Origin of the sequence: Peribacillus simplex (genome assembly GCF_001542915.1) — a bacterium.
GTDB classification, from domain to species: Bacteria; Bacillota; Bacilli; order Bacillales; family DSM-1321; genus Peribacillus; species Peribacillus simplex_B.
This window is the reverse complement of the sequence record NZ_LNNH01000046.1, coordinates 30,768-52,710: the sequence shown is the minus strand read 5'-3', so window position 1 is coordinate 52,710 and position 21,943 is coordinate 30,768. Positions and strand designations below refer to the sequence as shown.

Here is a 21,943-nt window from a genome sequence, read left to right as displayed (position 1 = left end):
GGAAACTTTCTTTCAGTAGGAGGGAAAAGCATTGCAAATACATGTGGTTAGGCCAGGCCAGACGTTATATGGCATCGCCCAGACATACAGCGTAACCGTCGATCGGCTCGTGGAATCGAATAAAATTCCTAACCCAAATAATCTTGTCTCGGGGCAGGCCCTTGTCATTCCGATCGTCGGCAGCTATTATTTCGTGCAGCCGGGTGATAGTCTTTATTCCATTTCCCAAAAGGTCGATGTCCCTTATCAAGAATTGGCCAATATAAACGGGCTTCCAGAAGGTCAATCCCTCTCCGTCGGATATCGGCTCTATATACCGGCACGCAGGAAGCGGACTGCCGAATTCAATGGATATGTCGAGCCCAGGGGTACGACGGTTGCACCGGCCCTTGAAACGGCAGCAAGGGAAGCGGCACCCTATTTGACCTATTTAGCTCCATTCAGCTTTCAGGCGCTTCGTGACGGCTCCTTAAAGGAGCCATTGCTCAATAATTTCCCCGCCATCGCCAGAGAAAATAAAAACGTCCTGATGATGGTGATCACCAATCAGGAAAATGACCAATTCAGTGATGAGCTCGGGCAAATCATCCTGACGAATACTTCCGTTCAAAATAAGTTCCTCAACAACATCGTTGCGACCGCAAAGAAATATGGATTCAGGGATATTCACTTCGACTTCGAATATTTACGGCCAGCCGATAAAGAAGCTTATAATCAATTTCTCCGGAAGGCCAAGGAGCGATTCAAAAAAGAAGGCTGGTACATTTCCACGGCGCTTGCCCCGAAAACAAGCGCGGACCAAAAAGGACGCTGGTATGAGGCACATGATTACAAGGCCCAAGGTGAGATTGTCGACTTCGTGATCATCATGACATATGAATGGGGATATAGCGGAGGGCCGGCCATGGCCGTCTCACCGATTGGACCCGTTCGCGAGGTGCTTGAATATGCGATCACGGAGATGCCATCCAACAAAATCCTGATGGGTCAAAATCTATATGGCTATGATTGGACCCTTCCCTTTGTACAGGGGTCCACAGCCCGGGCGGTAAGCCCCCAGCAGGCGATCCAGATTGCTGCCGACAATGACGTTTCCATCGAATACGATGAAACCGCACAGGCCCCGCACTTCAACTATACGGATATTGAGGATAGGCAGCATGAGGTATGGTTTGAGGACGCCCGTTCGATACAGGCAAAATTCGACTTGATCAAGGAATTGAACCTCAGAGGGATGAGTTATTGGAAGCTTGGCCTATCCTTCCCTCAAAACTGGCTGCTCATCAGCGATAACTTCAACGTACGCAGAAGAGTGTGAGAGGCACGCCCCTTTTGGAAAGAAACAGGGAATAATTGAATATGACCAGGCATATAATCCACTATCGAGCATGAAGTCCAGGTATTTCAGGATATGTGACTCAGGTATAAAAGCCTTCCGGCGCTTTACGGAAGGCTTTTATCGTGAATCAAAGTTTTCCGCCCATGCCTTATGAGCCAAGTCTTTCTTGTCCATACTAAAAGGAACAGCTTAAGGGGTGTGAAAAAACATGATCAGAATCGGTCCATTCAATACCGCCGTTCCTAGATTTCCGCGTTTCATCAGATTACTTTCGATTATCGCCTTATTCTTACTAGCATTCGGGGTATTGATTCACCTTGTCGAGCCCAAGAACTTCCCCACCCTGCTTGATGGCATCTGGTGGGCCATCGTGACCATGTCAACCGTGGGCTACGGAGATTACACCCCGGTGACCAACCTTGGCAAAATCATCGGCATCATCCTCATTTTATCGGGTGTAGGATTGATTACCTCTTATTTTGCACACATTGCAAAAATGTCCATTTCCACGGAACAGCTATTCCTTACAGGAAGGAAAGACTTCACCGGCGGAGGACATTTTATCATCGTCGGCTGGAATGGCCGTTCTAAACGGATCATCCAAAACATTCATGAGCGCAAACATCATCAATCCATCGTCCTTATCGATGATACGCTGCAAAAGCATCCGCTTCCGAGGACGAATATCCACTTCGTTCACGGTAAAGCGACATTGGATTCCGTCCTGAAGAAGGCCAATATAAACCAGGCGATACGTGTTCTTATCACGGCCGACCTTAAGCAGGACGAGCTGCAAACGGATATGTTCTCGATATTGACGCTGCTGGCCGTCAAGGGGCTGAACCCTGAAGTGTATTGCCTTGTCGAGATCTTGACCCATGAACAAAAGGAAAATGCCTTGCGCGCCGGGGCGGACGGAATCGTCGAAACGAATAAATTCGCGAGTGAATTTATGCAGGATTGCTTATCAAAGGGAATAGTCGGGGAAGCAGAAGAGCAAGTTGAAGGAGCCGGATTGAAAATCAAACAGCTGCCCATTCAGGCGGAATGGGCAGAAAAGACGTTCAAGCAGTTGAGCACGGAGCTATTGGAACAGAACATATTAATCATCGGCATCCTATCAGGAGGCGAGACCTTCATCAAGCCCCCTGCAGATGAAATCGTCCATCGCAATGACGTCCTGCTCATCATTGATGATTAAGGGAGCAATAGCTTTTCCAGATCACGGACAAGCGATTTGCCATAAGAGATATAGTTTTCCGGAAATTCCGCATCCGGATCTTCAGGCTCGGCAAATTGGTTGAATGACGCAGAAAGGTTTCCGATATTCCCTTCATCATCAATGCCGTCCTCGTACTTATGGGACAATAAGAATGGCTGTAATATCTCGACCATCGCCCCATCTTTATCGAGTGAGCCATCGATGGCCTTGAACGGGACCCGCAGGAATTGGTATCCGTCGCTGTCATCCATTTTGTAATCGAAGGATCCGTGGTCATAATCCCACCCACCGCCAATCACATAGCCTTCCGGTTTTAACTTCGTCTCCAGATCGAACAAGCCGAATGTCTTCCCTTCCAACTCAGAAGAAATCTTGATCATTGTAAAAAACCTCTTTCGCTATTTTTCTATTAGCATAACCAAATGGCCGTTAAAAAAACCTGGAATGGCCTTATTCTTCCTTCGATTGCACATAGAGGAGCCTGGCCGCGTCACTGATTTCCAAGCGGTCATCAGCCTTTTGCGACGTTTCTTCCCCCTTTGATGCCTCCCTGGATTCACTCCTTTGCAATTGCTGAAGCTGCCTTTCGATTTGCCGCATCTCCTGCTCCAGCTGCTTGAGCTTCACTTCCTTTTCTTTTGCTTCGTCATCCGTTTGGTATACTTCCTGGATATCTGCCTGCAGCTCCGTTCTCCGGTTCTCCAGCTCCTTGATTGCATATGCCGAATCGCCTGCTCCAGCTCTCGAATAAGCGGAGCTTGTCGTTGATGAAATTTGCATATCTGATCCTCACTTTCGTTTTGTTCTTCATGAGTATCGGATAGGATTATTAACTTTGCCTTAATGGACGTTTTTTGAGCCTATTAAAAAGGCATCAAGCCAGGATGAGATCATCCAGCTTGATGCCTTTCTTTATTATAAGCGCTTCTCTAATTCCGCTTTTTTCTCTTCAAAGCCAGGCTTGCCCAAAAGTGCAAACATGTTCACCTTATAAGCTTCCACACCAGGCTGATCGAATGGATTGACGCCAAGCAGGTATCCGCTCATTGCACAGGCCTTCTCGAAGAAGTAGACCAGGTAGCCAAACGTATACGCATCAAGCTTCGGAACCGTTACGATAAGGTTCGGAACGCCGCCGTCGGTATGGGCTAACAGCGTGCCCTCGAATGCTTTATTATTGACGAACTGCACCGTTTCACCTGAAAGATAGTTCAGGCCATCCAAATCATTATCCGCTTCCTCGATCAAGATTTCATGACGGGCATTATCGACTTTAATGACTGTTTCAAAAAGATCGCGACGACCTTCCTGAACATATTGCCCTAATGAATGCAGGTCAGTCGAAAAGTTGGCCGACGAAGGGAAAATCCCTTTTTGGTCCTTGCCTTCACTTTCTCCGAATAATTGCTTCCACCACTCAGAGAAATATTGCAGACCCGGCTCATAGTTGATCAGCATCTCAATCGTTTTCCCTTTATTGTAAAGGACATTTCGAACTGCGGCATATTGGTATGCCTGATTATCGGCTAGCTCGGATGAACTGAAATCGTTTCTGGCACTTTCGGCACCTTCCATGATTTGATCGATGTCCGCACCGCTGACTGCAATCGGAAGCAAGCCCACTGCGGTTAACACCGAGTAGCGTCCTCCAACATCGTCAGGAATGACGAAAGTTTCGAAGCCTTCCTCCGTTGCCACTGTTTTTAATGCGCCTTTTTCTTTATCAGTGGTCGCATAGATCCTGCCTTTTGCTTCTTCCACGCCATATTTTTGTTCAAGAAGCTTCCGGAAGATCCTGAAAGCCAGTGCAGGTTCAGTCGTCGTACCGGATTTGGAGATTACATTGATCGAGAAATCCCTATTTTCCAATACATCCATTAAATCCTGCATATATGTAGAGCTAATATTGTTACCTACAAATAAAACTTGCGGGGTTTTTCTTTTTTCAGAAGGCAATATGTTGTAAAAGCTGTGTTGAAGCATCTCAACCGCTGCCCGGGCTCCCAAGTAGGACCCGCCGATTCCGATAACCAGCAACACTTCCGAATCTTCCTTGATTTTCGCTGCAGCCTTTTTGATTCTTGAGAATTCTTCTTTATCATAGTTGGCAGGGAGATCGATCCAGCCAAGATAATCATTTCCTGCTCCCGTTTGTTCGTGTAGGGAATGGTGTGCCACTTTTACGGCGTCCTGCAAATAGGTTATTTCATGCTCCCCGAAAAACGGCAGGGCTTTTGAATAATCGAAACGTATATGGGCCATTCAAATTCCTCCTCCAATTGTAACTTTCCTTTTCACTTTATCTGATGTATTTCTGATAATCAAGAACTGGATAAAGTAATTGGTGAATTTTCCCGATTAAATAAATTGCATTCCCACCTCATAAAGGTGGGAATGGGGATATTTTTCTTGATTATAAAGAAGCGCGTAATATCGCAAGGACATCTTCACGGTTCAGGATCTTGAATCGGCCAAAATCGCCTCTGCTCATCGCTTTATCAGCGATGACTTCCAGCTGCGAGTCATCGATTCCATAATCGGAAAGAGTCGTCGGCGCCCCTAAGCTGCTCCAAAATGCACGAAGCCTGTCAATTCCCTCAAGTGCCGCTTCCTCATCCGTTTTCCCTTCAGGATCGACATCGAATACCCGGATCGCAACCTGTTTGAAGCGTGAGACATTTTCATGAAGTACATGTTTCATCCAATTCGGGAACAGGATGGCCAATCCGCCGGCATGAGGGATGTCATACACTGCCGAGACGGCATGTTCAATATTATGCGTCGCCCAATCACCACTGTAACCGACTCCGAGCGAACCATTAAGGGCAATATGCCCGGCATACAAGATCGTAGCCCTGTGCTCATAATTCTCGAGATCTTTCAATAGTTCAGGTGCCGTTTCCATCACGGTCAATAACAGCGATTCACAGAAACGATCCTGAAGCGGTGCATGCGTTTCGGGATGGAAGTATGTTTCGAACACATGTGACATCATATCGACCATTCCGTATACCGTTTGGTTTTTAGGTACCGAAAAAGTGTTTTCGGGATCTAAAATGGAGAATTGAGGGAAAACCAATGGGCTGCCCCAACCGTATTTCTCTTTTGTCTCCCAGTTTGTTATGACGGATCCCGAATTTGCTTCGGAGCCCGTTGCAGCCAACGTCAGCACCGTTCCAAACGGCAATGCCGCCTCGACCGGCGCCTTCTTGATGACGAGTTCCCATGGGTTGCCGTCATATTTAGCACCTGCAGCAATGGCCTTTGTAGCGTCAATGACGCTTCCGCCGCCAACGGCAAGGATAAAGTCGATCTGATGCTGCTTACAAAGATCCACACCCTTTTGAACGGTGGAGATGCGCGGATTCGGTTCAACCCCGGATAGTTCGTGCACCTCGGCATCGATTTCTTTCAAGGCTTTGATCACTTTTTCATATAAGCCATTTTTCTTTATGCTGCCGGATCCGTATACGAGTAAAACTTTATTTCCATAAGCCGGAATTTCGGATTTTATGCTTTCAAGCTGATCTTTCCCGAAAATTACTTTAGTGGGATTTTTAAACGTGTAATTTTCCATTGGATTTCTCTCCTTTTTTATGACACATCACCTTTTTTGCAGCCTTGTAAACATCCACGCGGGCAATGGCAAGTTTTTTCTTTTCTTCATTATGACCAATGTGACATATAAATACAAAAAATCCGTCCGGAACTTTTGTAAAGATGTATATTTACATGATGAAAAAGCATGATAAGTAAAGAACGAACTTATTTTAAAAAGGAGGCTGTACAATGAGTGGAATTCAAAGAACGGCACTTGTTCTTACAATAATCGGTGCAATCAATTGGGGATTAATAGGGTTTTTCCAATTTGATTTAGTCGCATCGATCTTCGGAGGCCAGGATGCTGCATTGGCCCGTATCGTTTATGGATTGGTTGGAATTGCTGGCTTGGTCAATCTTGGTCTTCTCTTCAAACCAAGTCCTGAAATATCCAGGGAGCCAGAAACAAAACCGACTCGTTAAAGAATGGGTAAGTTCCTGGACATCTTTTATGTACAACAAATAAGCCGGGGCATGGTTTATCCTGACCCGGCTTTATTTCATTAGTCAAAAAAACCGGCTGATCAAAAGATCTGCCGGTTTTAAAAAATTATTTTTTGATAAGGTCTTCGCGTTGAGATTGTTCGATCCACTCTTGAAGTTTGTCTTTCAATGTGTTGAATCCTTCAGTAGATTCGATGTGAGATGTTGCTTTAACAGATGCTTGGCGTTTTTTCGGAGCTTTTTTCGGAGCTTCAGTACGCTCAGGAGCTTCTTCTGTAGCACGGATCGATAAGCCGATTTTTCCAGCAGCTGAATCGATTGAAAGAACTTTCACTTTCACTTCATCGCCCACTTTTAAATGTTCGTTGATATCTTTAACGAATCCGTGAGTGATTTCAGAAATATGAACTAAACCTTGAGTTGAATCATCTAAAGCAACAAAAGCACCGTATGGTTGAATACCAGTTACTTTACCAGTAACTACCGCACCAATTTCGAATTTTTCAGACATGGTAACACTCCTATTTTATATATATTTTTTCGTCTTTTCACGCAATAAAAAATTATATCACATATTTGGTAAATAATCAAAGTTAAGTATACCATACTTTTTAGGATTTTACTCATAAAAAATGTTTGTTTTTTGGAAATAATAATTAAATAGATGAAATCGTTATTTATAACTTATCCTAATAATTTGCAAATAACCTGGATTTCCTTTTCCATGGCAAAACTTCAGCCTTCTAACATCGGGTCTGCCAGCTATAAAATCCTCATTACTGAATTTTTTTACCGCCTGATTCATTAAGATATGCTCATTTCGAAGTTTCGCAAGCGATTTTTTTCACAAAACCTACATATTCAGTTTCCTATTCTTAAGTTATAATATGGTAAAATAATGACATTAACTAAATTTTTTCCATAAAAAGGAGTGCCTACCCTATGTCAAATGTCGCGAAGAATATTCGGCAATATCGAGAAGACCATAACCTCACGCAGCAGGAACTGGCTTTGAAATTAAGAATCGGCACCAAAAAAATCGAAAAGTATGAATCAGGGGAATCGGTCCCTGATACACAAACCATTTTACGTCTTTCCACCGTTCTTGATATTCCTGCTTCGGAATTTTTGAAGGATGCCCCTACCGGGAATGCAGTTGGCATGGACGACGACATCAAAAAACTAATTGAAGAAATCGGCACCAAAAAGGCTGAACTCATCTTAAGGGCGGCCAAGGATTTCAGTGAAGAACAAATTCTGAATGTTATGCATACTTTATATAATACACAAGCTTAATTCAAAAAAATGGTCATGGTATGTGTATTTTTTATCAACAGGCTGGATATACTATGATTAACACTTTCTATGTTAATCCATTAGATTAACTCTTTTTTCTAATTCCCCCTATGGAAAGGGATCCGGCTGCATAATGGCCGGATCCCTATTTTTTTGCTTATTTACAATGGTTGGCCATGAAACGTTCCATTCTCTTCAGCGCTTCCTGAAGTTGCTCCATGGAGGATGCATAGGAACAACGGATATGACCTTCTCCGCTTTTGCCGAACACATCTCCCGGAACGACCGCAACAAGTTCCTCGGTCAATAGTTTTTCGGCAAATTCCATTGAAGTCATCCCGGTCTTCTCGATGGAGGGAAAGGCATAGAACGCCCCGCCGGGATTATGGCAGTCAAGCCCTATTTCGTTAAATGATTTGACGATATAATTCCTTCTTCTCCGATAGCTGCGACGCATATCCTCTACGTCCTGCATTCCATGCTTCAAGGCTTCCAATGCAGCATGCTGCGCCATCGTCGGCGCACACATCATCGCATATTGGTGAAGCTTGAGCATCGCTTCGGAAATTTCCTTGGGCGCACAAACGAAACCAAGCCGCCATCCTGTCATCGCAAACCCTTTCGAAAATCCATTGATGACTATCGTCCTCTCCAGCATGCCATCAATGGCGGCAAATGAAGTGAACTGCTCATCGTAGGCAAGCTCGGCATAGATTTCATCGGAAATGACCAGCAAGTCGTGCTTTTTGACGATCTCAGCAAGCATCACCAATTCTTCATGCCCAAGCTGGGTACCGGTTGGATTATTTGGGGAACAGATTAAAACGGCCTTCGTCTTTGGCGTAATCGCCGCTTCGAGTTGCTCGGGAGTCAACTTGAAATCATCGTCCCTTGAGGTTTGGACCGTGACCGGGACCCCTCCCGCCATCGTAACCAAAGGTGCATATGCAACGAAGCACGGTTCGACAACGATGACTTCTTCACCAGGATTCAAGATGGTCCTCAAAGTAATGTCCAGCGCTTGGCTTGCACCAACCGTGACGATGATTTGGTCCTCTGGCCTGTAAGATACATGGAACTGCTTTTCCATATATCGACTGATTTCCGACCTCAACTCATATAAACCGGCATTGGCCGTATAAGAGGTAAATCCTTCCTCCAGGGAATTGATCGCCGCCTCCCTTACTGCCCACGATGTAACGAAATCAGGTTCACCCACGCCAAGGGAGATGACCCCCTCCAAATTGGCTGCCAGGTCGAAAAAGCGGCGGATGCCTGATGGTCTAAGCTCTGCTATCGTTCTTGAAACATAACTCGTTTTGATCATGGTGACACCACGATCCGCTTATCTTCTTCAGTTTGATCGAAAATGGTGCCATCATGCTTGTATTTTTTCATGATGAAGTGCGTCGTCGTCGAAATGACGGAATCAAGCGTCGAAAGTTTTTCGGAAACGAAGCTAGCCACTTCATTCATCGAGCGTCCCTCGACAATGACTGAAAGATCATAGGCGCCTGACATTAAATACACAGATTGCACTTCTTTGAATTTGTAAATCCGTTTTGCGACCTCATCGAAACCGACGCCGCGTTTTGGTGTAACCTTCACATCAATCATCGCCGTGACACCGTGGTATTCATCCACCTTAGCCCAATTGATGACCGTTAAATAACGGACGATGACACGCATATCTTCTAATTTTTTCAATGTAATTTCAATGTCCGCTTCTGATAAATCGGTCATTTTAGCCAAATCATTCAGGTCGATCCGGCTGTTATTTTCAATGATTCTCAAGACTTCCAATTCCTCTTCATTCAAGTGCATTGGAAAACCCCCCTTTTGGAATTCACTAATGTAGATGTGATGGTTTTTGGCTGGCAGATCGGCTCACGAATGATCTCATTAGACTTTTTCGGAATCCTATATGACAATAAAAATTAATAAGTCCTATTCTGTCAGGATAAACTTACACTATTATATCAAAATTGATTGGCGAGCTGTTATAGCATTTGTCATTTTTACTGGGGATTATTACATTTACTGTTATGCAACAGCAGGACCATCCCTATATTTGGTGATTATGGCATTTTATCCGCTGACCAATGACGAGGAAAGAGGACCAATATGGAACGTCAAACAATCATCGGCAGGGAACGGGTGGATAATATAGATATCTATTTCGAATATGACCGAATGGATGACTCCCTTCCCACCCTTGTACTGCTTCACGGCTTCTTGTCATCCAGCTTCAGCTTCCGTAAGTTGGTGCCCCACTTAATCAAGGAATTCAACGTGATCTCATTGGACCTTCCTCCATTCGGACAAAGCGGAAAAGATTATCGATATACGTATTCATTCCGCAACATCGCCAAATCCGTTGTCCGCTTTTTAGCGGGGAAAAACATCGGCAAATTCAGCATCATCGGCCATTCCATGGGTGGGCAGGTTTCCCTGCAACTCATCCAATCGCATCCTGATTTGGTTGAACACGCGATTCTCCTTGCCGGATCAGGCTATCAGCCAAGCTATTCGGAAAAGATGAAGCTGGTCAGCTACCTGCCTTTCTTTTCATTCGGGATAAAGGGGTATCTACAGCGATCTGGCATCGAAAAGAACTTGAAAAATGTTGTCCATGACCCTGCCCTGATCGATGATGAAATGCGCCAAGGATATATAAGGCCATTCATGGAAAAGCATGATATATTCCGTGCCCTGGGGAGGATGCTCCGGGATAAGGAAGTAGATTTGCTGAAGGATGAACTTCGCGATATTCTGACACCCTGCCTGCTGGTATGGGGAAGACATGACCGCGTCGTGCCGCTGGAAATCGGCCAAAGGCTTCATGGCGATCTGCCCAATTCCGAACTAGTTGTGCTTGAAGATACCGGCCATTTGCTTCCCGAGGAAAAGCCTGCGGAAATCTACCAATTAATCAAACAATTCCTCGGAACAGCCGCCCTTGACTTTGGACCTAAGGAACATGCTCACGAGTAATGGGGCAAAATCAATAAAAAAAAGCGTCCCTGCATTTGGGGACACCTTTTTTGACCTTTATAAGGAACAGCTGGCATCATTTTTTATGATGAGCAGCTTCTGTGCAACTTCGAGGCATTTGTCGAAATCGATGGATTCATCGAAAGCGAACTCGTAAATGGATTGTATTTTTTCCGCGAGCTCCCGCGGGCTATCGATATCCCGGATGGCTACGACTGTATCGGCAATTTCCGGCTCATATAAGTCCCCTCCGATCCGGAAAGGGTCCCACTCTTGTAAAACGGCCACCAACGCGATATTCATTTGCTGTGTATCCATATAATCATCACCTGCTCGATAAATTCAAAGAACATGATATCATAGTATCATACTGACTGCTTCTTAGCGAAAACGACAAAAAATTTTTCGGTGGTGGATATTTTGAATAAATCAATTTTTGAAGAACATTATGAAAGGGAGAATACGGGATCCGTGAAATGGGATAAAAGCTCGCTTAAAACATTGTTTGGAAGCGAGGATGTACTGCCAATGTGGATAGCCGATATGGATTTCCCGGCTCCCGAAGGCATTCAAAAAGCGTTGTTCGAGCGCTTGAAACATCCCATTTTAGGTTATACCGCCCCTTCGGATACAGTTTTCACCGCAATTCAAAACTGGCTGAAAGATCGCCATTCCTGGAAAGTCGAAAAAGAGTGGATCTCTTTCAGTTCCGGTATCGTTTCGGCCATCAGCACGACGATCCAAGCCTTTACAAATCCCGGTGATAAAATATTGCTTCAATCACCTGTGTATACACCATTTTTTGATATGATCAAAAGCAACGACCGGGAAGTGGTCAACAGTCCCCTTAGCCTTGAGGAAGGCCGCTTTACGATCGATTTCACCGATTTTGAAGACAAGCTGAAAAACGGAGTGAAGGTATTCCTTTTTTGCAGCCCTCATAACCCGGGCGGACGTGTCTGGACAAAGGACGAACTGCTGCGAATCGGGGAACTTTGTCAAAAGTACGATGTCATCATAGTCAGTGATGAAATTCATGCTGACTTGTTCCACAAGGGATCGACACATTACCCGATTGCCTCGCTTTCAAAAGAATTAGCGGCGATGACCGTGACGCTGATGGCCCCAAGCAAAACATTCAACATTGCCGGCATGCAGGCTTCATTCCTGATCACCAGCAACAAGAAATTGCAGCAGCAATTGCAGAAGGTTCAAATGAAATTAGCTTTCCACGGCCTCAACATCTTGGCCTTGACAGCCATGGAAGCCGCCTACCGGGAAGGCTTGGAATGGCTGACGGAAATGATGGACTACATCGAGGAAAATATTAAGCTGGCAGAGAAATTCATGGCTGAAGAACTTCCTGCACTGCATGTGATGCATCCTGATGCTTCGTACCTATTATGGATAGACTGCCGTGACCTTGGTCTGTCCGATGAGGAAATCAAGGAACGGCTGATCCATCACGGGAAGCTTGCATTGGAGCCAGGGTCCAAATATGGCCCAGGCGGGGAAGGCTTCGTCCGAATGAACATCGGTTGTTCACGCGCTACACTCCTGGAAGGGCTAAAGCGGTTAAAACGAGCTTTTTCATAAATGGTCTCGATAGGTGTTACAAAAGGGTTTCCGAATGATCTCATTGGGAAACCCTTTTCGTTTTTCAAATGTTAAAAGGAGAGCACATCGCAGTCGCTCTCCTTTTGCCATTTATTCTTTATCTTCCTCCACATAAGGATCATGCTCATAACGAGGCAAATCCCCAAAGGAGGTTTGGATATTTTCTTCAAAAAGCTCTTCCTTCAGTTCTTCATACTGGGAATTCGGGTATACCGTTATTTCCTTCCCATAAATATCGACACCTACGAAATTTTCATAATCCTCTACATACCCGATGTTCTCTTCTGAATCGATGTACATATCTTCGTAGTCGTTTGGCGGATAAGCGAAATCGGAAGGCGTTTCGGATGTTCCAAAGGATGCCACTTCCTGCCATGAATCCTCGGCATCGAATGCGACCGATTCGTTTCGTTCTTCGTTATCGAATTTACCGAATGATGGCCCCAGCACTTCTTCCTCGATCGGACGATTGTCCGAGGTTTCCCTTGATGGGGTATGCTCGACACAAAAGGTTGTCGTAGGGATGGCATTCAACCGTTCAAGCGGAATATCGGCTGAGCAAACCTCGCATTTACCATACTCCCCTGCCTCGATGGCGGTTAGGGCCCGATCGATATCACTTATTTCATCGCGATAATGCTCTGTAAGCGCCAAATCCTTTTCACGTTCATATAATTCGGTTCCTTGATCGCCAGGGTGATTATCATAACTGGATAATTCACCAGTCGAATCGTGCATGCTCCTTCTTAAATCGAAGTCGCCCGAATCATGTAATCGCTCCTTCAGCTCCTGCTTCGTTTGCTGCAATTGCTGTTGAAAGCCCTTTAGCTGCTGATTGGAAAGCATGTGCAACATCCTTTCAAAATTGTTCTCCCTCTAGTATTTCTCTCTTCGAGTCATTCCATAAAGGTATTTTTTACCTTAGGAATAAAATAAATCAGCTGACAAAAGCTAATTGAGAAATATCAATTTCTAGGGGGCCTTTCATTGTATTTTTATAAAGAAGATTTAATCAATATGATCGTTCCTGATAAGCCTGATCCAAGTGCGGCCAAAGTTCTTCAGGAGGCGCTTGGAGGACAATTCGGTGAAATGCGGACGATGATGCAATATTCATTCCAGAGCGCCAACTTCCGCGGCAAAGCCAAACAATATCGTGATTTGATCCGTGGTGTATTCTTGGAAGAGCTAAGCCATATTGAACTGGTCCAATCGACGATCAACCAATTGCTGAATGATGCAGGCGGGAATATGCCGGGAAATTCCGGTATCGATGGCGCCCCATTGGATGATGTCATCAAGGGCGGCGCAAACCCCCACCATTTCATCATGGGGGCAAAAGCATCCCTCCCCGTCGATGCGGGAGGAAATCCTTGGACTGGCGCATATGTTTATGATCATGGAAATCTCGTTGCCAACCTTCTGAATAATGTCGTTCTTGAATCGACTGGGGTGCTGCAAAAGTCGAGGATTTATGAAATGAGCTCCAATAAATCGTTGCGTGAAACGATCGCCTTTTTGATGGTTCGCGACAATGCTCACCAAAACGCTTTTGCCAAAGCCTTGGAAACACTCGGGGTCAGTTGGGGCAAGATCTTTCCTGTACCGAATTATGATTTGAATAAATACCCTGAATGCCGCAAATATGTGGATTTAGGCTATCACAATGCCCAGTTCAACTTCAGGCTCGACCAAACCCGGATCAGTGAGGTTTTCCAAGGTGAAACGCCTAGCCGCAATGGCGGACAGCTTACTGTCACGGAGCCTCCGAATGGCTACCCCGTTCCTGAAATGCCGGATATGCCAAATGAGCATAGCCCTGGTTTGTATGACTTGAACAGTTAAAAAAGTGAAGGCGGACACATGAACCTGTGCCCGCCTCCCTTTTAATTATTGATATATTTTTCAAAAACGTATCCGAAATCTTTCACATGGTATTTTGTCCGGCTATCCATCAACCATTCAAACGCTGCGGCATTGATTTCCTTGAAGCTTGCCGCCATTTGATTTCCTTCGGTGCGAACTTGGTTCAAGGTCGAAGAAGCCAGATTTACGCTTTGCTGCGCAAATTGCAGGGCATACTCGTTCTCATGGCAAATTTCCGATATTTTCACGAGTGACTTGAACAGGTCCTTCAATTCTTCGATGAATTTTTTATGGACATCGATGGAAAAGGTCCTTGCACCGATCGAAAATTTGATCTCCGCATCCAAATCCACGGTACCCGCCGTCTCAAGAGTCACGTTGGAAATAGTATTCTGGCTGTAGCTGTACCTCATAAGTGTACGCTTCTTGCTGATTGCACTTGTCCCATCCAAATGGATGAAAGCTTGATTGGTGAAGCAATACTCATCCGTTTTCGATTTGATCAGGAAATAAATTTTTTCCCCATCTTCGTGCATGATATAATCATCTGCATCGACCTTGTCATAATCGGCAGGACTTATCACACTTCCAATATCACTTAGACCAAGGGCATCAGCCGCTATTTTCTTGAACATTTCTCCATTCCTCCTATCATGATTCCAGGTGAACTACACCCTTTTAGACGTTTTTCTCCAATATGATCTCATCTCGGATCGGGATGCCATCTCTGCTGTAAAAAGGAATTTCAGGCTTGATTTCCCGTGAATGTTCCACTGCATTTTTGACGATTTCCGAAATGGCATACCCTCTCTTTTGAAAGAACTTCAATGCCTGTAGATTATCATTCGTCGTAATCGCTTTAATTGTATGGCAGTTTTTCTCCTTAGCGATATTCTCCATCACATAAAGCAACGATGAGCCCACACCTTGATTCTCATGCACACTATTCAAAGAAATGATCTGGCATACTTGATCGGACACCTTGTACGTGCCCAATCCAGAGATTTCTCCATCCTCATCCATCACCCCGAAACCCTCAAGTTCGGCATAATGAAATAAGCCCCTTGAAAAAACGACTTGGCTCGTCTCCCAGTGGTGAATGAAAAAACGCTTAACCGTATCTGCCGCAATCATCCTTTTCGCTACGATTTGCATAACAACTTACGCCCCCAAAATTTCTATCTCTATGATTTATAGTATAAATTGCTTATGCTGATAAGGGAACTTTTTATTATTCATTCTAATTTTATCCTAGGTCAAGTGAGCCTGTCATCCTTTAAACGCTGGTTCCTCTTCGTCACTTCATCCTCGAATTGCTTCGTCTTCATCTCTTCTTTTTTTGAATATCTGATAATGGCCCTCATCGTAAAAACGGCGGCAACCAAAAAGATGAAACAAGTGATGCCAGCCGGAATATACTCAGACTTGTCTTCCGGAAAATAAAGAAACAAACCTAGTAAAGCATGATCGAGAAAATCCATCCGATACTTCCTCCTTGATAGAGATATGCACTGCTTTCTATTATTATATCAATTCCCAGAACAATCCACTAGTGGACCGAATTGGCTAAAACAAAGAGTGATATTGGAATTCCATTTGTTACTCAACCCCCTTTACCGATTGAAGGTAGAACCATCCTAAGAATTCCTTGTTGATTTGGATCCATTAACTCACCTGTTTTCGATAAGCCCTTTTCAAGCTCCGCTACCATTCGTCCACTCTTATTATTTGGTTCTTGTATGATTGCCTGGGCTATCGTATAAAAAGCCTCACCATACCAAAAGGTTATCTTCTGCAGTTCTTGATAGCCATCATTTGAGAGCGTATCGTTCATGTAGAATGCCACTAATGTTTTATAAAAAATCAGAATTTGCCTTAGCACCGTCTGTTCCTGCGCTAGCTCAATCTTGTCAAGACCAGCCTGAAGGATTTCATTCCCCTCCTCAGGACGATGGGCTGCCAGATAATGATGGAGTAGCAGAAGCGTTATACTAAAGACATCGTCAGATTTGGCTGCCTCATTCATTTTTGCTTTCAGCCAACTAATGTCATGAGTTGTCAGCTGTTGGACGGGGCGAAAGTAGAATGATTCTAGCTGACTATCGCCCTTAACCTGCTCTTCTGTCCTCTTAATAATTTCCATAATACTCCACCCATCTGTTCCTTCAATAGGAACCATAGTGGCAACCATGATCACAAGATTCAAAACGATGAAGTAAGGCAATACATCACTAAAACTCCCTTTATCCCAGTCCAACATGAAATGTACCAGAGAGGCTACGGTAAGCAAGAAAAAATTCGCTAACGGGCCACCAGCATAATACCAAATTTTTCTTTGCCTAATATTACTTTCAGACAGACTGTCATCAAAATACATTTTCGTCACTCCAAAAGAGAGCGGCAGGCTATTATTTAACTCACATCTAATCTTCCCCTCTTCTTTCGTTAGCAAGATACAGAAAAACGCAAGGAATTTAAATTTCATGTTCAACAAGGTACCCAGCAGCCAATGACCCAGTTCGTGGAATCCTATCGCGATGACGAGGATGGCTGCTAATTGTCCAATCAATATATAAAGGGTGTCAGTCGTCATTACAAACAGAATGCCCAATAAGAAAAAGAGACAAAACAAACAAAATAACGGGTGAAGGACTACATATTTATAATCAGGCATATTTGCATCTCCCTTCAAATGATAAATTGCCATTACAGTATCCATGTTAAAAGTGGTTCTATTCCTTTTTGTTTCGATATAGTGAAGATTGTTTTCAGACATCGCAAACAGTAGAAGGACTTATGACGAGAGAAAAAAATTCTATCAATGGGCTGATAAAACTTTTAAACACTCACTTCGTTACATTTATCAATTATTCCATTAGATCATATAAATTTTAGTAGGGCGTTTCCATTTTGAATTCCAAAGTATCATATTTGGTTTTATGAATATCGTTATTGGAAGAATTTCTAGATTGAACATATACCAGATCTTCCACGCTCATACATAATCATACTGCGGAATGATGAAGTGTAGGACGGAATTTCCAGATTCAGGGCGGATTTTTGGGTGTAGGACGGAATGGAATAAGCGGGAGTTAGGTCGAATTAACGGAGATTAGGACGGATTAAGCGGAGTTAGGTCGAATAAATGGAGACTGGGACGGATTAAACGGAGACTAGGACGGATTAAGCGGAGTTAGGTCGAATTATACGAAGTGTAGGACGAATTTCTCAATTATAGTAGGATTTCGTGTTCCCCTAGTACGGTTTGCCGCTGCTTTTTCCGGATTCCGCATCACTGTGGACTGCGTTCATGGCTCCGGACTTGCAATAACTTCAGGCACATCCTTGCACATAAAAAAGCGAGAGACACTCGGCCCCTCACTTTTGATGGTTTATAAAATGGTGATTCCTTTAATGACTACATCTTCGGCTGGCTTGTCTCCTGCCACGGTTTCCACGTCAGCAATCGCATCCACGACGTCCATGCCTTCGATGACTTGTCCAAAAACGGAATGCTTATGGTCAAGCCATGGTGTGCCGCCTTGTTCCATATAAGCACTGATGATTTCCTCAGGATAACCGGCTTGCTTCATTTGCCCGCCCATCCTGCTGTCCACGTGCTGGGCTTGTACGACGAAGAATTGGCTGCCGTTCGTTCCCGGTCCTGCATTTGCCATGGAAAGCGCTCCTCGCAAATTGAATAATTGCATCGAGAATTCGTCCTCGAATGGCGCTCCCCAAATGCTTTCTCCACCCATTCCAGTTCCTGTTGGATCTCCGCCTTGCAGCATGAAATCCTTGATGACACGGTGGAAAATGATCCCTTCGTAGTAACCGTTTTCAGCATGTGTCAAGAAATTTTCCACTGTCTTTGGAGCAAGCTCAGGGAATAGCTTGATTTTAATATCGCCAATCGTCGTTTGCATGATGACCGCTTTTTCATTTTCCAATACTTCACTTGTTAATTGCGGAAAGTTTGTCATTGTCATACCCTCTTTCTTTTTTATAAAATGGCCTCATCTTCATTTGTACACTTTACACGATTTTCATAAAAAAAGCATCTTTGCAAAATTGAACAAAATCGCTGTGAAAAATCGGTGTTCTTATGTATCATGAAGGAAGTTAAAGAAAGGTGGTAGGGAAATGTCAGAACAAGATTTTAAAATCGGCGATAAGGTTACCGCGATATATAAAACAGGAAAATACATCGGCGAAGTCACCGATATCCGGCCTGCTGCATATCTTGTTAAAGTGTTGGCTGTCATGAAGCATCCCATGCAGGGAGATCTTCATAACCCGAAGCAAACGGAAGTGTCCATGTTCCATCAACGGCGTGCCCTTGCATTCCGGGAGCAAACCAATGTGCCTAAGAATATGGTCAGGGTCTTTGATGGGGAAATTCCTGAGTATCGGGAATCCTTAAACGAGGCTGTTGCGAAAATGAAACAAACCTTAAGCGAAGACGATACGGAGTGGAATGAAAAAAGCTTGCGGCTCCTCGAAGACCTAGCGGTGGATTATTTCAAATAAAGCATGATAAAAGCCAAATCAGTAGTAGATGATTTGGCTTTTATAACGCTAAATGATTCAGCACCTTCGATAAATCAATGCGATCGCCAATCGTGGTCGGTTCATGATTTTGCATATAGCTCTTATCCTTCTCTACCAGCTTAAAGATATTGTATGTCGTGATTGCGTCATCCAGCGCCCTATGATGCTTGCCTGTCCCTTCTTTCCCATAGGCCTGTACAGCCTTCCAAAGGCCGGTTTGATTTTGATCCCCGAAAAAGCGTTTATACTCCAAACAAAGATCCGTCTGTTTTCCTGAAAACGGGAACTTCAACCCTGCTTTCTGACAGTTTTGGCGGAGCACCTTCATGTCCATATTCCCCCAAGTCACAATTGTCGTTGGATGCTGCTCATCTATCTTCCTCAATAAAGAAACCAGCTCTTCAAATGAAATCCCCCGGTCCACCTGGTCTTGGGTTATATTCAAGAATTTCTTGCACCTTCCCGTTAAGTCTGGAAATTTCAATGGGTTGACAAAAGAAGAAAATTGCTCCTGAATCGTCTCATTCATGACGGTGACGAAGCCGACCTCAATGATTTCCGGATAAAAGCCTACTGGATTCGCTTTCCCCTCCGGCATCGTAAATTCAAAATCTATGAATACATATTGCTGTTGTTCGTCCATTTTTATGACCCCCTTCTTAGTCCTGACGTTTATTTATGACCATATATTAGTTTTCTTTTCTCATGAGAATATTATAACAGAAGATTTAGAAAGTTCTTCTTCGGATTGCCCTCACCTTCAACACCCTTACCGGAGGGCAGTCCTAAATTCCCCAAAAGTCTTTATTGTCTTCCTTAATTGGATTATGATGGATGGATGAACCAAAAGTACCATTCCACTCCTTATTTTGTCCAAGAACATACTAAAAATATATTAGTTAGGAAGTTGAACTATGCGCACGTATCTTGGTTATATCACGATTTTCTTGTTAGTTCCTGTTCTGGCCTTATTCATCTTTCTTTCCTATCAAGAATGGTCATTGGCCCAATCTCCCTATCATGTGCTCGATGAGCGCATTCCCATTGATTCGATTGAATTGGCCCAGACAAGTTACATGACGGCCGCAAATGGAAAAGTGATCAGCGAGGTATCCGATGGCGGAAAAAGGACCTACCTAAAACTTGATGATATCCCTCTATTCCTGGAAAATCTGTTCATCGTTTCCGAAGATCAAAAATTCTATGAGCATGGCGGCGTCGACCTGTCGGGGATCAGCAGGGCACTTCTTATCAATTCCCAAAATGATGCGATCGAACAAGGCGGCAGCACCATCACCCAGCAACTGGCCCGGAATGTTTTCCTTACCCATGATCGGACTTATAACCGGAAACTCAGTGAACTCCTCTATGCCTATCAATTGGAGCGCAAGAAATCCAAACAGGAAATCATGGAGCTATATTTGAATGCCATCTATTTCAGTAATGGCGCCTATGGGATCGAAGCCGCTTCCCAGTTTTACTTCAGCAAACCGACTCGGGAGTTGTCCAAGGCTGAGCTGGCCTTCTTGGCCGCGATCCCTAATAATCCGGAACACTATAATCCCCTTCAACATTTTGATGCAACGAAAAAGCGACAAGAGAGGTTGCTGAAACAAATGGTAGCCGAAGGCGATTTGGAACAGATGGAGTATGATAGGCTTATCAAAAGTACGATTAGATTGAACTTGTCCACCTCGGTCGAGCTATATCCCGATTATGTGACGTATGTTCATCAGGAATTGAAAAATCTGGTGGCAACCTCTGAAGGTCTCTCGAAACCTCTGCAAAGTTCTGATGAGTCTGTCCGTCAAAAAGCGGAAGCCGAGCTTGCTAACAAAGTCGAAAAGCTTTTACATTCCGGTGTAACCATTCATACCGCACTCGATACGAAACTGCAAACCCAGTCCAAGACTGCCCTGCAATCGAAAATCGGTGTCAATGATATCGAGGGAGCGATAGTGGTTATACAGCATCATACGCACGAGCTTGTCTCTTTGATTGGGGGAAAAGATTATAAAAAAAATTCTTTCAATCGTTCATACCAAAGCTATAGGCAGCCGGGATCGGCCATCAAGCCCCTGCTTGACTATGCTCCCTACCTTGAGGAAACCGGGGCTGACATCAATCAGCTTGTAAGCGGAGCGAGCTATTGCAGCAATAGCTACTGCCCAAAGAACTATAGCGGTGATAGCTACGGGATGGTCACGTTAAGGACCGCCTTCGCTCAATCCTATAACACACCCGCCATCCGCCTTTTTGAAAAGACGGGTATAAAAAAGAGCTTTTCGTATCTCGACGCCTTCGATTTCAAAAGAATCACCATGAAGGATCACCATATCAGTTCGGCCATAGGCGGCTTCGAATACGGCATGAGTCCCCTCGAATTGACGAATGCCTATACCTCCTTCCAAGATGGCAACTACCAGCCAGCGCGCGCGATCATTAAAGTCACCGACAAACAAGGTAAAACCGTTTATAGCTGGAAGGATAAACCCAAGGAGGTATGGAGCAAAAACACCGTCAGCAAAATGAGGACGCTTCTCCATGAAGTAACCATGACCGGTACGGGCCGCAAAGCCTACTTCCCTGCGGAATATGTCGGCGGCAAAACCGGTACGACCAATGATGTAAAAGACATGTGGTTTGTCGGCCTGACCGCAAACTACACGACAGGCGTCTGGATCGGCAAGGACAAACCAGCCAACCTACAGGCCATTTATTCACGCTCACCGCATACACTGATATGGAAAGACATCAGCCAAACGGCCGAGCAATAAAAATAAGCTAACGAATATCAAGGTTGACTAACGACAAAAAGACTAAGAGCCAAATCCATCCGTACCGGGGGTTTGGCTTTTTAGCTGAAAAAAAGTGAATAGGAAGCCTGAGGAAGAATGCTTAAAGGGTTTTACGCTGAGCGGAATGCAACGGTCTTAGTACTGATTCTCCTGAACGCTGGGCATTCGGGGCTCCATCTTGTTTTAAGAAAAAAGAAGGTGCCTTCATTAGCACCT

24 protein-coding genes are annotated in these 21,943 nt (G+C 44.4%); 9 read left to right on the top strand and 15 right to left on the bottom strand.

Translation table 11 applies throughout. The features are described 5' to 3' along the window. Window positions 1-31: 31 nt before the first annotated feature. On the top strand, window positions 32-1,318 hold the full coding sequence (locus AS888_RS20110) for a glycoside hydrolase family 18 protein (RefSeq protein WP_061143900.1): 1,287 nt from the start codon (window positions 32-34) through the stop codon (window positions 1,316-1,318). Between the two features lie 229 nt (window positions 1,319-1,547). Then, window positions 1,548-2,540, top strand: a complete 993-nt coding sequence (locus tag AS888_RS20105) for a potassium channel family protein (RefSeq protein WP_081092539.1) — start codon at window positions 1,548-1,550, stop codon at window positions 2,538-2,540. On the opposite strand, the gene AS888_RS20100 is transcribed toward AS888_RS20105, so the two are convergent. The 4 genes from AS888_RS20100 to AS888_RS20085 all read right to left on the bottom strand — a co-directional run bounded on the left by AS888_RS20100 (window position 2,537) and on the right by AS888_RS20085 (window position 6,138). Then, a complete protein-coding gene (locus AS888_RS20100; RefSeq protein WP_061143899.1) occupies window positions 2,537-2,941 on the bottom strand; it encodes a YugN-like family protein in 405 nt (134 codons plus the stop codon). The genes AS888_RS20105 and AS888_RS20100 overlap by 4 nt on opposite strands. 70 nt (window positions 2,942-3,011) lie before the next feature. Then, window positions 3,012-3,341 carry a FlxA-like family protein gene (locus tag AS888_RS20095; RefSeq protein ID WP_061143898.1) on the bottom strand — a complete coding sequence of 110 codons (330 nt, stop codon included), beginning with the start codon at window positions 3,339-3,341 and terminating at the stop codon, window positions 3,012-3,014. A 135-nt stretch (window positions 3,342-3,476) separates the two neighbouring features. After that, window positions 3,477-4,823 carry a glucose-6-phosphate isomerase gene (locus tag AS888_RS20090; protein WP_061143897.1) on the bottom strand — a complete coding sequence of 449 codons (1,347 nt, stop codon included), beginning with the start codon at window positions 4,821-4,823 and terminating at the stop codon, window positions 3,477-3,479. A gap of 151 nt (window positions 4,824-4,974) precedes the next feature. Beyond that, window positions 4,975-6,138 (bottom strand): iron-containing alcohol dehydrogenase, encoded by a 1,164-nt coding sequence (locus AS888_RS20085; RefSeq protein WP_061143896.1) that lies wholly within the window; start codon window positions 6,136-6,138, stop codon window positions 4,975-4,977. Between the two features lie 212 nt (window positions 6,139-6,350). On the opposite strand from AS888_RS20085, the gene AS888_RS20080 reads away from it, so the two are divergent. Then, window positions 6,351-6,584 (top strand): DUF378 domain-containing protein, encoded by a 234-nt coding sequence (locus tag AS888_RS20080; protein ID WP_061143895.1) that lies wholly within the window; start codon window positions 6,351-6,353, stop codon window positions 6,582-6,584. Window positions 6,585-6,711: 127 nt separating this feature from the next. Here the strand turns inward: AS888_RS20080 and yugI are convergent, their stop codons facing one another. Continuing rightward, window positions 6,712-7,116 (bottom strand): S1 domain-containing post-transcriptional regulator GSP13, encoded by a 405-nt coding sequence (gene yugI / locus AS888_RS20075; protein WP_061143894.1) that lies wholly within the window; start codon window positions 7,114-7,116, stop codon window positions 6,712-6,714. Window positions 7,117-7,547: 431 nt separating this feature from the next. Between yugI and AS888_RS20070 the strand changes: the two genes are divergently transcribed. After that, window positions 7,548-7,901 (top strand): helix-turn-helix domain-containing protein, encoded by a 354-nt coding sequence (locus AS888_RS20070; RefSeq protein ID WP_061143893.1) that lies wholly within the window; start codon window positions 7,548-7,550, stop codon window positions 7,899-7,901. Window positions 7,902-8,058: 157 nt separating this feature from the next. Here AS888_RS20070 and AS888_RS20065 read toward each other — a convergent pair whose 3' ends face one another. Together AS888_RS20065 and AS888_RS20060 are read right to left on the bottom strand one after the other, a co-directional pair. Then, entirely contained in the window at window positions 8,059-9,228 is a 1,170-nt protein-coding gene (locus tag AS888_RS20065) for an aminotransferase (RefSeq protein ID WP_061143892.1), read from the bottom strand. After that, on the bottom strand, window positions 9,225-9,725 hold the full coding sequence (locus tag AS888_RS20060; protein WP_061143891.1) for an Lrp/AsnC family transcriptional regulator: 501 nt from the start codon (window positions 9,723-9,725) through the stop codon (window positions 9,225-9,227). The genes AS888_RS20065 and AS888_RS20060 overlap by 4 nt, the downstream gene beginning before the upstream one ends. 300 nt (window positions 9,726-10,025) lie before the next feature. On the opposite strand from AS888_RS20060, the gene AS888_RS20055 reads away from it, so the two are divergent. Continuing rightward, window positions 10,026-10,895, top strand: coding sequence for an alpha/beta fold hydrolase (locus tag AS888_RS20055; RefSeq protein ID WP_061143890.1), 870 nt, complete (start codon window positions 10,026-10,028; stop codon window positions 10,893-10,895). A 57-nt stretch (window positions 10,896-10,952) separates the two neighbouring features. On the opposite strand, the gene AS888_RS20050 is transcribed toward AS888_RS20055, so the two are convergent. Beyond that, window positions 10,953-11,213 (bottom strand): DUF1871 family protein, encoded by a 261-nt coding sequence (locus AS888_RS20050; protein ID WP_061143889.1) that lies wholly within the window; start codon window positions 11,211-11,213, stop codon window positions 10,953-10,955. A gap of 102 nt (window positions 11,214-11,315) precedes the next feature. Here AS888_RS20050 and AS888_RS20045 point away from each other — a divergent pair, with 102 nt between their 5' ends. After that, window positions 11,316-12,491: a MalY/PatB family protein gene (locus AS888_RS20045; RefSeq protein ID WP_061143888.1), complete on the top strand. Its 1,176-nt coding sequence runs from the start codon at window positions 11,316-11,318 to the stop codon at window positions 12,489-12,491. A gap of 111 nt (window positions 12,492-12,602) precedes the next feature. Here AS888_RS20045 and AS888_RS20040 read toward each other — a convergent pair whose 3' ends face one another. After that, window positions 12,603-13,358 (bottom strand): TraR/DksA C4-type zinc finger protein, encoded by a 756-nt coding sequence (locus AS888_RS20040; RefSeq protein WP_061143887.1) that lies wholly within the window; start codon window positions 13,356-13,358, stop codon window positions 12,603-12,605. Window positions 13,359-13,499: 141 nt separating this feature from the next. Here AS888_RS20040 and AS888_RS20035 point away from each other — a divergent pair, with 141 nt between their 5' ends. Continuing rightward, window positions 13,500-14,357 carry a manganese catalase family protein gene (locus AS888_RS20035; RefSeq protein ID WP_061143886.1) on the top strand — a complete coding sequence of 286 codons (858 nt, stop codon included), beginning with the start codon at window positions 13,500-13,502 and terminating at the stop codon, window positions 14,355-14,357. Window positions 14,358-14,398: 41 nt separating this feature from the next. On the opposite strand, the gene AS888_RS20030 is transcribed toward AS888_RS20035, so the two are convergent. The 5 genes from AS888_RS20030 to AS888_RS20010 all read right to left on the bottom strand — a co-directional run bounded on the left by AS888_RS20030 (window position 14,399) and on the right by AS888_RS20010 (window position 18,361). Next, the gene (locus AS888_RS20030) at window positions 14,399-15,013 is read right to left on the bottom strand and encodes a PH domain-containing protein (protein WP_061143885.1); all 615 of its coding nucleotides are present in this window, start codon (window positions 15,011-15,013) and stop codon (window positions 14,399-14,401) included. 43 nt (window positions 15,014-15,056) lie between these two features. Continuing rightward, the gene (locus tag AS888_RS20025) at window positions 15,057-15,533 is read right to left on the bottom strand and encodes a GNAT family N-acetyltransferase (protein WP_061143884.1); all 477 of its coding nucleotides are present in this window, start codon (window positions 15,531-15,533) and stop codon (window positions 15,057-15,059) included. Window positions 15,534-15,634: 101 nt separating this feature from the next. Beyond that, window positions 15,635-15,859 (bottom strand): hypothetical protein, encoded by a 225-nt coding sequence (locus AS888_RS20020; RefSeq protein WP_061143883.1) that lies wholly within the window; start codon window positions 15,857-15,859, stop codon window positions 15,635-15,637. A gap of 122 nt (window positions 15,860-15,981) precedes the next feature. Continuing rightward, a complete protein-coding gene (locus AS888_RS20015) occupies window positions 15,982-17,097 on the bottom strand; it encodes a M50 family metallopeptidase (protein ID WP_155645565.1) in 1,116 nt (371 codons plus the stop codon). A 673-nt stretch (window positions 17,098-17,770) separates the two neighbouring features. Further along, window positions 17,771-18,361, bottom strand: a complete 591-nt coding sequence (locus tag AS888_RS20010; RefSeq protein ID WP_397252242.1) for a peptidylprolyl isomerase — start codon at window positions 18,359-18,361, stop codon at window positions 17,771-17,773. A gap of 160 nt (window positions 18,362-18,521) precedes the next feature. On the opposite strand from AS888_RS20010, the gene kapB reads away from it, so the two are divergent. Then, on the top strand, window positions 18,522-18,908 hold the full coding sequence (kapB, locus tag AS888_RS20005) for a kinase-associated lipoprotein KapB (RefSeq protein ID WP_061143880.1): 387 nt from the start codon (window positions 18,522-18,524) through the stop codon (window positions 18,906-18,908). A 40-nt stretch (window positions 18,909-18,948) separates the two neighbouring features. On the opposite strand, the gene kapD is transcribed toward kapB, so the two are convergent. Further along, window positions 18,949-19,572 (bottom strand): 3'-5' exonuclease KapD, encoded by a 624-nt coding sequence (kapD, locus tag AS888_RS20000; RefSeq protein ID WP_061143879.1) that lies wholly within the window; start codon window positions 19,570-19,572, stop codon window positions 18,949-18,951. A 271-nt stretch (window positions 19,573-19,843) separates the two neighbouring features. On the opposite strand from kapD, the gene AS888_RS19995 reads away from it, so the two are divergent. Further along, window positions 19,844-21,706: a transglycosylase domain-containing protein gene (locus AS888_RS19995; RefSeq protein ID WP_061143878.1), complete on the top strand. Its 1,863-nt coding sequence runs from the start codon at window positions 19,844-19,846 to the stop codon at window positions 21,704-21,706. The last annotated feature ends 237 nt before the right edge of the window (window positions 21,707-21,943 follow it).

Excerpts from the sequence above, each read along its gene's own strand:
- AS888_RS20040 (WP_061143887.1), bottom strand. The coding sequence starts at position 13,358 with ATGCTTTCCAATCAGCAGCTAAAGGGCTTTCAACAGCAATTGCAGCAA.
- AS888_RS19995 (WP_061143878.1), top strand. The coding sequence starts at position 19,844 with ATGCGCACGTATCTTGGTTATATCACGATTTTCTTGTTAGTTCCTGTT.
- AS888_RS20010 (WP_397252242.1), bottom strand. The coding sequence starts at position 18,361 with ATGACAAACTTTCCGCAATTAACAAGTGAAGTATTGGAAAATGAAAAA.
- AS888_RS20090 (WP_061143897.1), bottom strand. The coding sequence starts at position 4,823 with ATGGCCCATATACGTTTCGATTATTCAAAAGCCCTGCCGTTTTTCGGG.
- AS888_RS20025 (WP_061143884.1), bottom strand. The coding sequence starts at position 15,533 with ATGCAAATCGTAGCGAAAAGGATGATTGCGGCAGATACGGTTAAGCGT.
- AS888_RS20030 (WP_061143885.1), bottom strand. The coding sequence starts at position 15,013 with ATGTTCAAGAAAATAGCGGCTGATGCCCTTGGTCTAAGTGATATTGGA.
- AS888_RS20060 (WP_061143891.1), bottom strand. The coding sequence starts at position 9,725 with ATGCACTTGAATGAAGAGGAATTGGAAGTCTTGAGAATCATTGAAAAT.
- kapB (WP_061143880.1), top strand. The coding sequence starts at position 18,522 with ATGTCAGAACAAGATTTTAAAATCGGCGATAAGGTTACCGCGATATAT.
- AS888_RS20070 (WP_061143893.1), top strand. The coding sequence starts at position 7,548 with ATGTCAAATGTCGCGAAGAATATTCGGCAATATCGAGAAGACCATAAC.
- AS888_RS20085 (WP_061143896.1), bottom strand. The coding sequence starts at position 6,138 with ATGGAAAATTACACGTTTAAAAATCCCACTAAAGTAATTTTCGGGAAA.
- AS888_RS20100 (WP_061143899.1), bottom strand. The coding sequence starts at position 2,941 with ATGATCAAGATTTCTTCTGAGTTGGAAGGGAAGACATTCGGCTTGTTC.
- yugI (WP_061143894.1), bottom strand. The coding sequence starts at position 7,116 with ATGTCTGAAAAATTCGAAATTGGTGCGGTAGTTACTGGTAAAGTAACT.
- AS888_RS20105 (WP_081092539.1), top strand. The coding sequence starts at position 1,548 with ATGATCAGAATCGGTCCATTCAATACCGCCGTTCCTAGATTTCCGCGT.
- AS888_RS20080 (WP_061143895.1), top strand. The coding sequence starts at position 6,351 with ATGAGTGGAATTCAAAGAACGGCACTTGTTCTTACAATAATCGGTGCA.
- AS888_RS20065 (WP_061143892.1), bottom strand. The coding sequence starts at position 9,228 with ATGATCAAAACGAGTTATGTTTCAAGAACGATAGCAGAGCTTAGACCA.
- AS888_RS20020 (WP_061143883.1), bottom strand. The coding sequence starts at position 15,859 with ATGGATTTTCTCGATCATGCTTTACTAGGTTTGTTTCTTTATTTTCCG.
- kapD (WP_061143879.1), bottom strand. The coding sequence starts at position 19,572 with ATGGACGAACAACAGCAATATGTATTCATAGATTTTGAATTTACGATG.
- AS888_RS20050 (WP_061143889.1), bottom strand. The coding sequence starts at position 11,213 with ATGGATACACAGCAAATGAATATCGCGTTGGTGGCCGTTTTACAAGAG.
- AS888_RS20095 (WP_061143898.1), bottom strand. The coding sequence starts at position 3,341 with ATGCAAATTTCATCAACGACAAGCTCCGCTTATTCGAGAGCTGGAGCA.
- AS888_RS20055 (WP_061143890.1), top strand. The coding sequence starts at position 10,026 with ATGGAACGTCAAACAATCATCGGCAGGGAACGGGTGGATAATATAGAT.
- AS888_RS20015 (WP_155645565.1), bottom strand. The coding sequence starts at position 17,097 with ATGGATACTGTAATGGCAATTTATCATTTGAAGGGAGATGCAAATATG.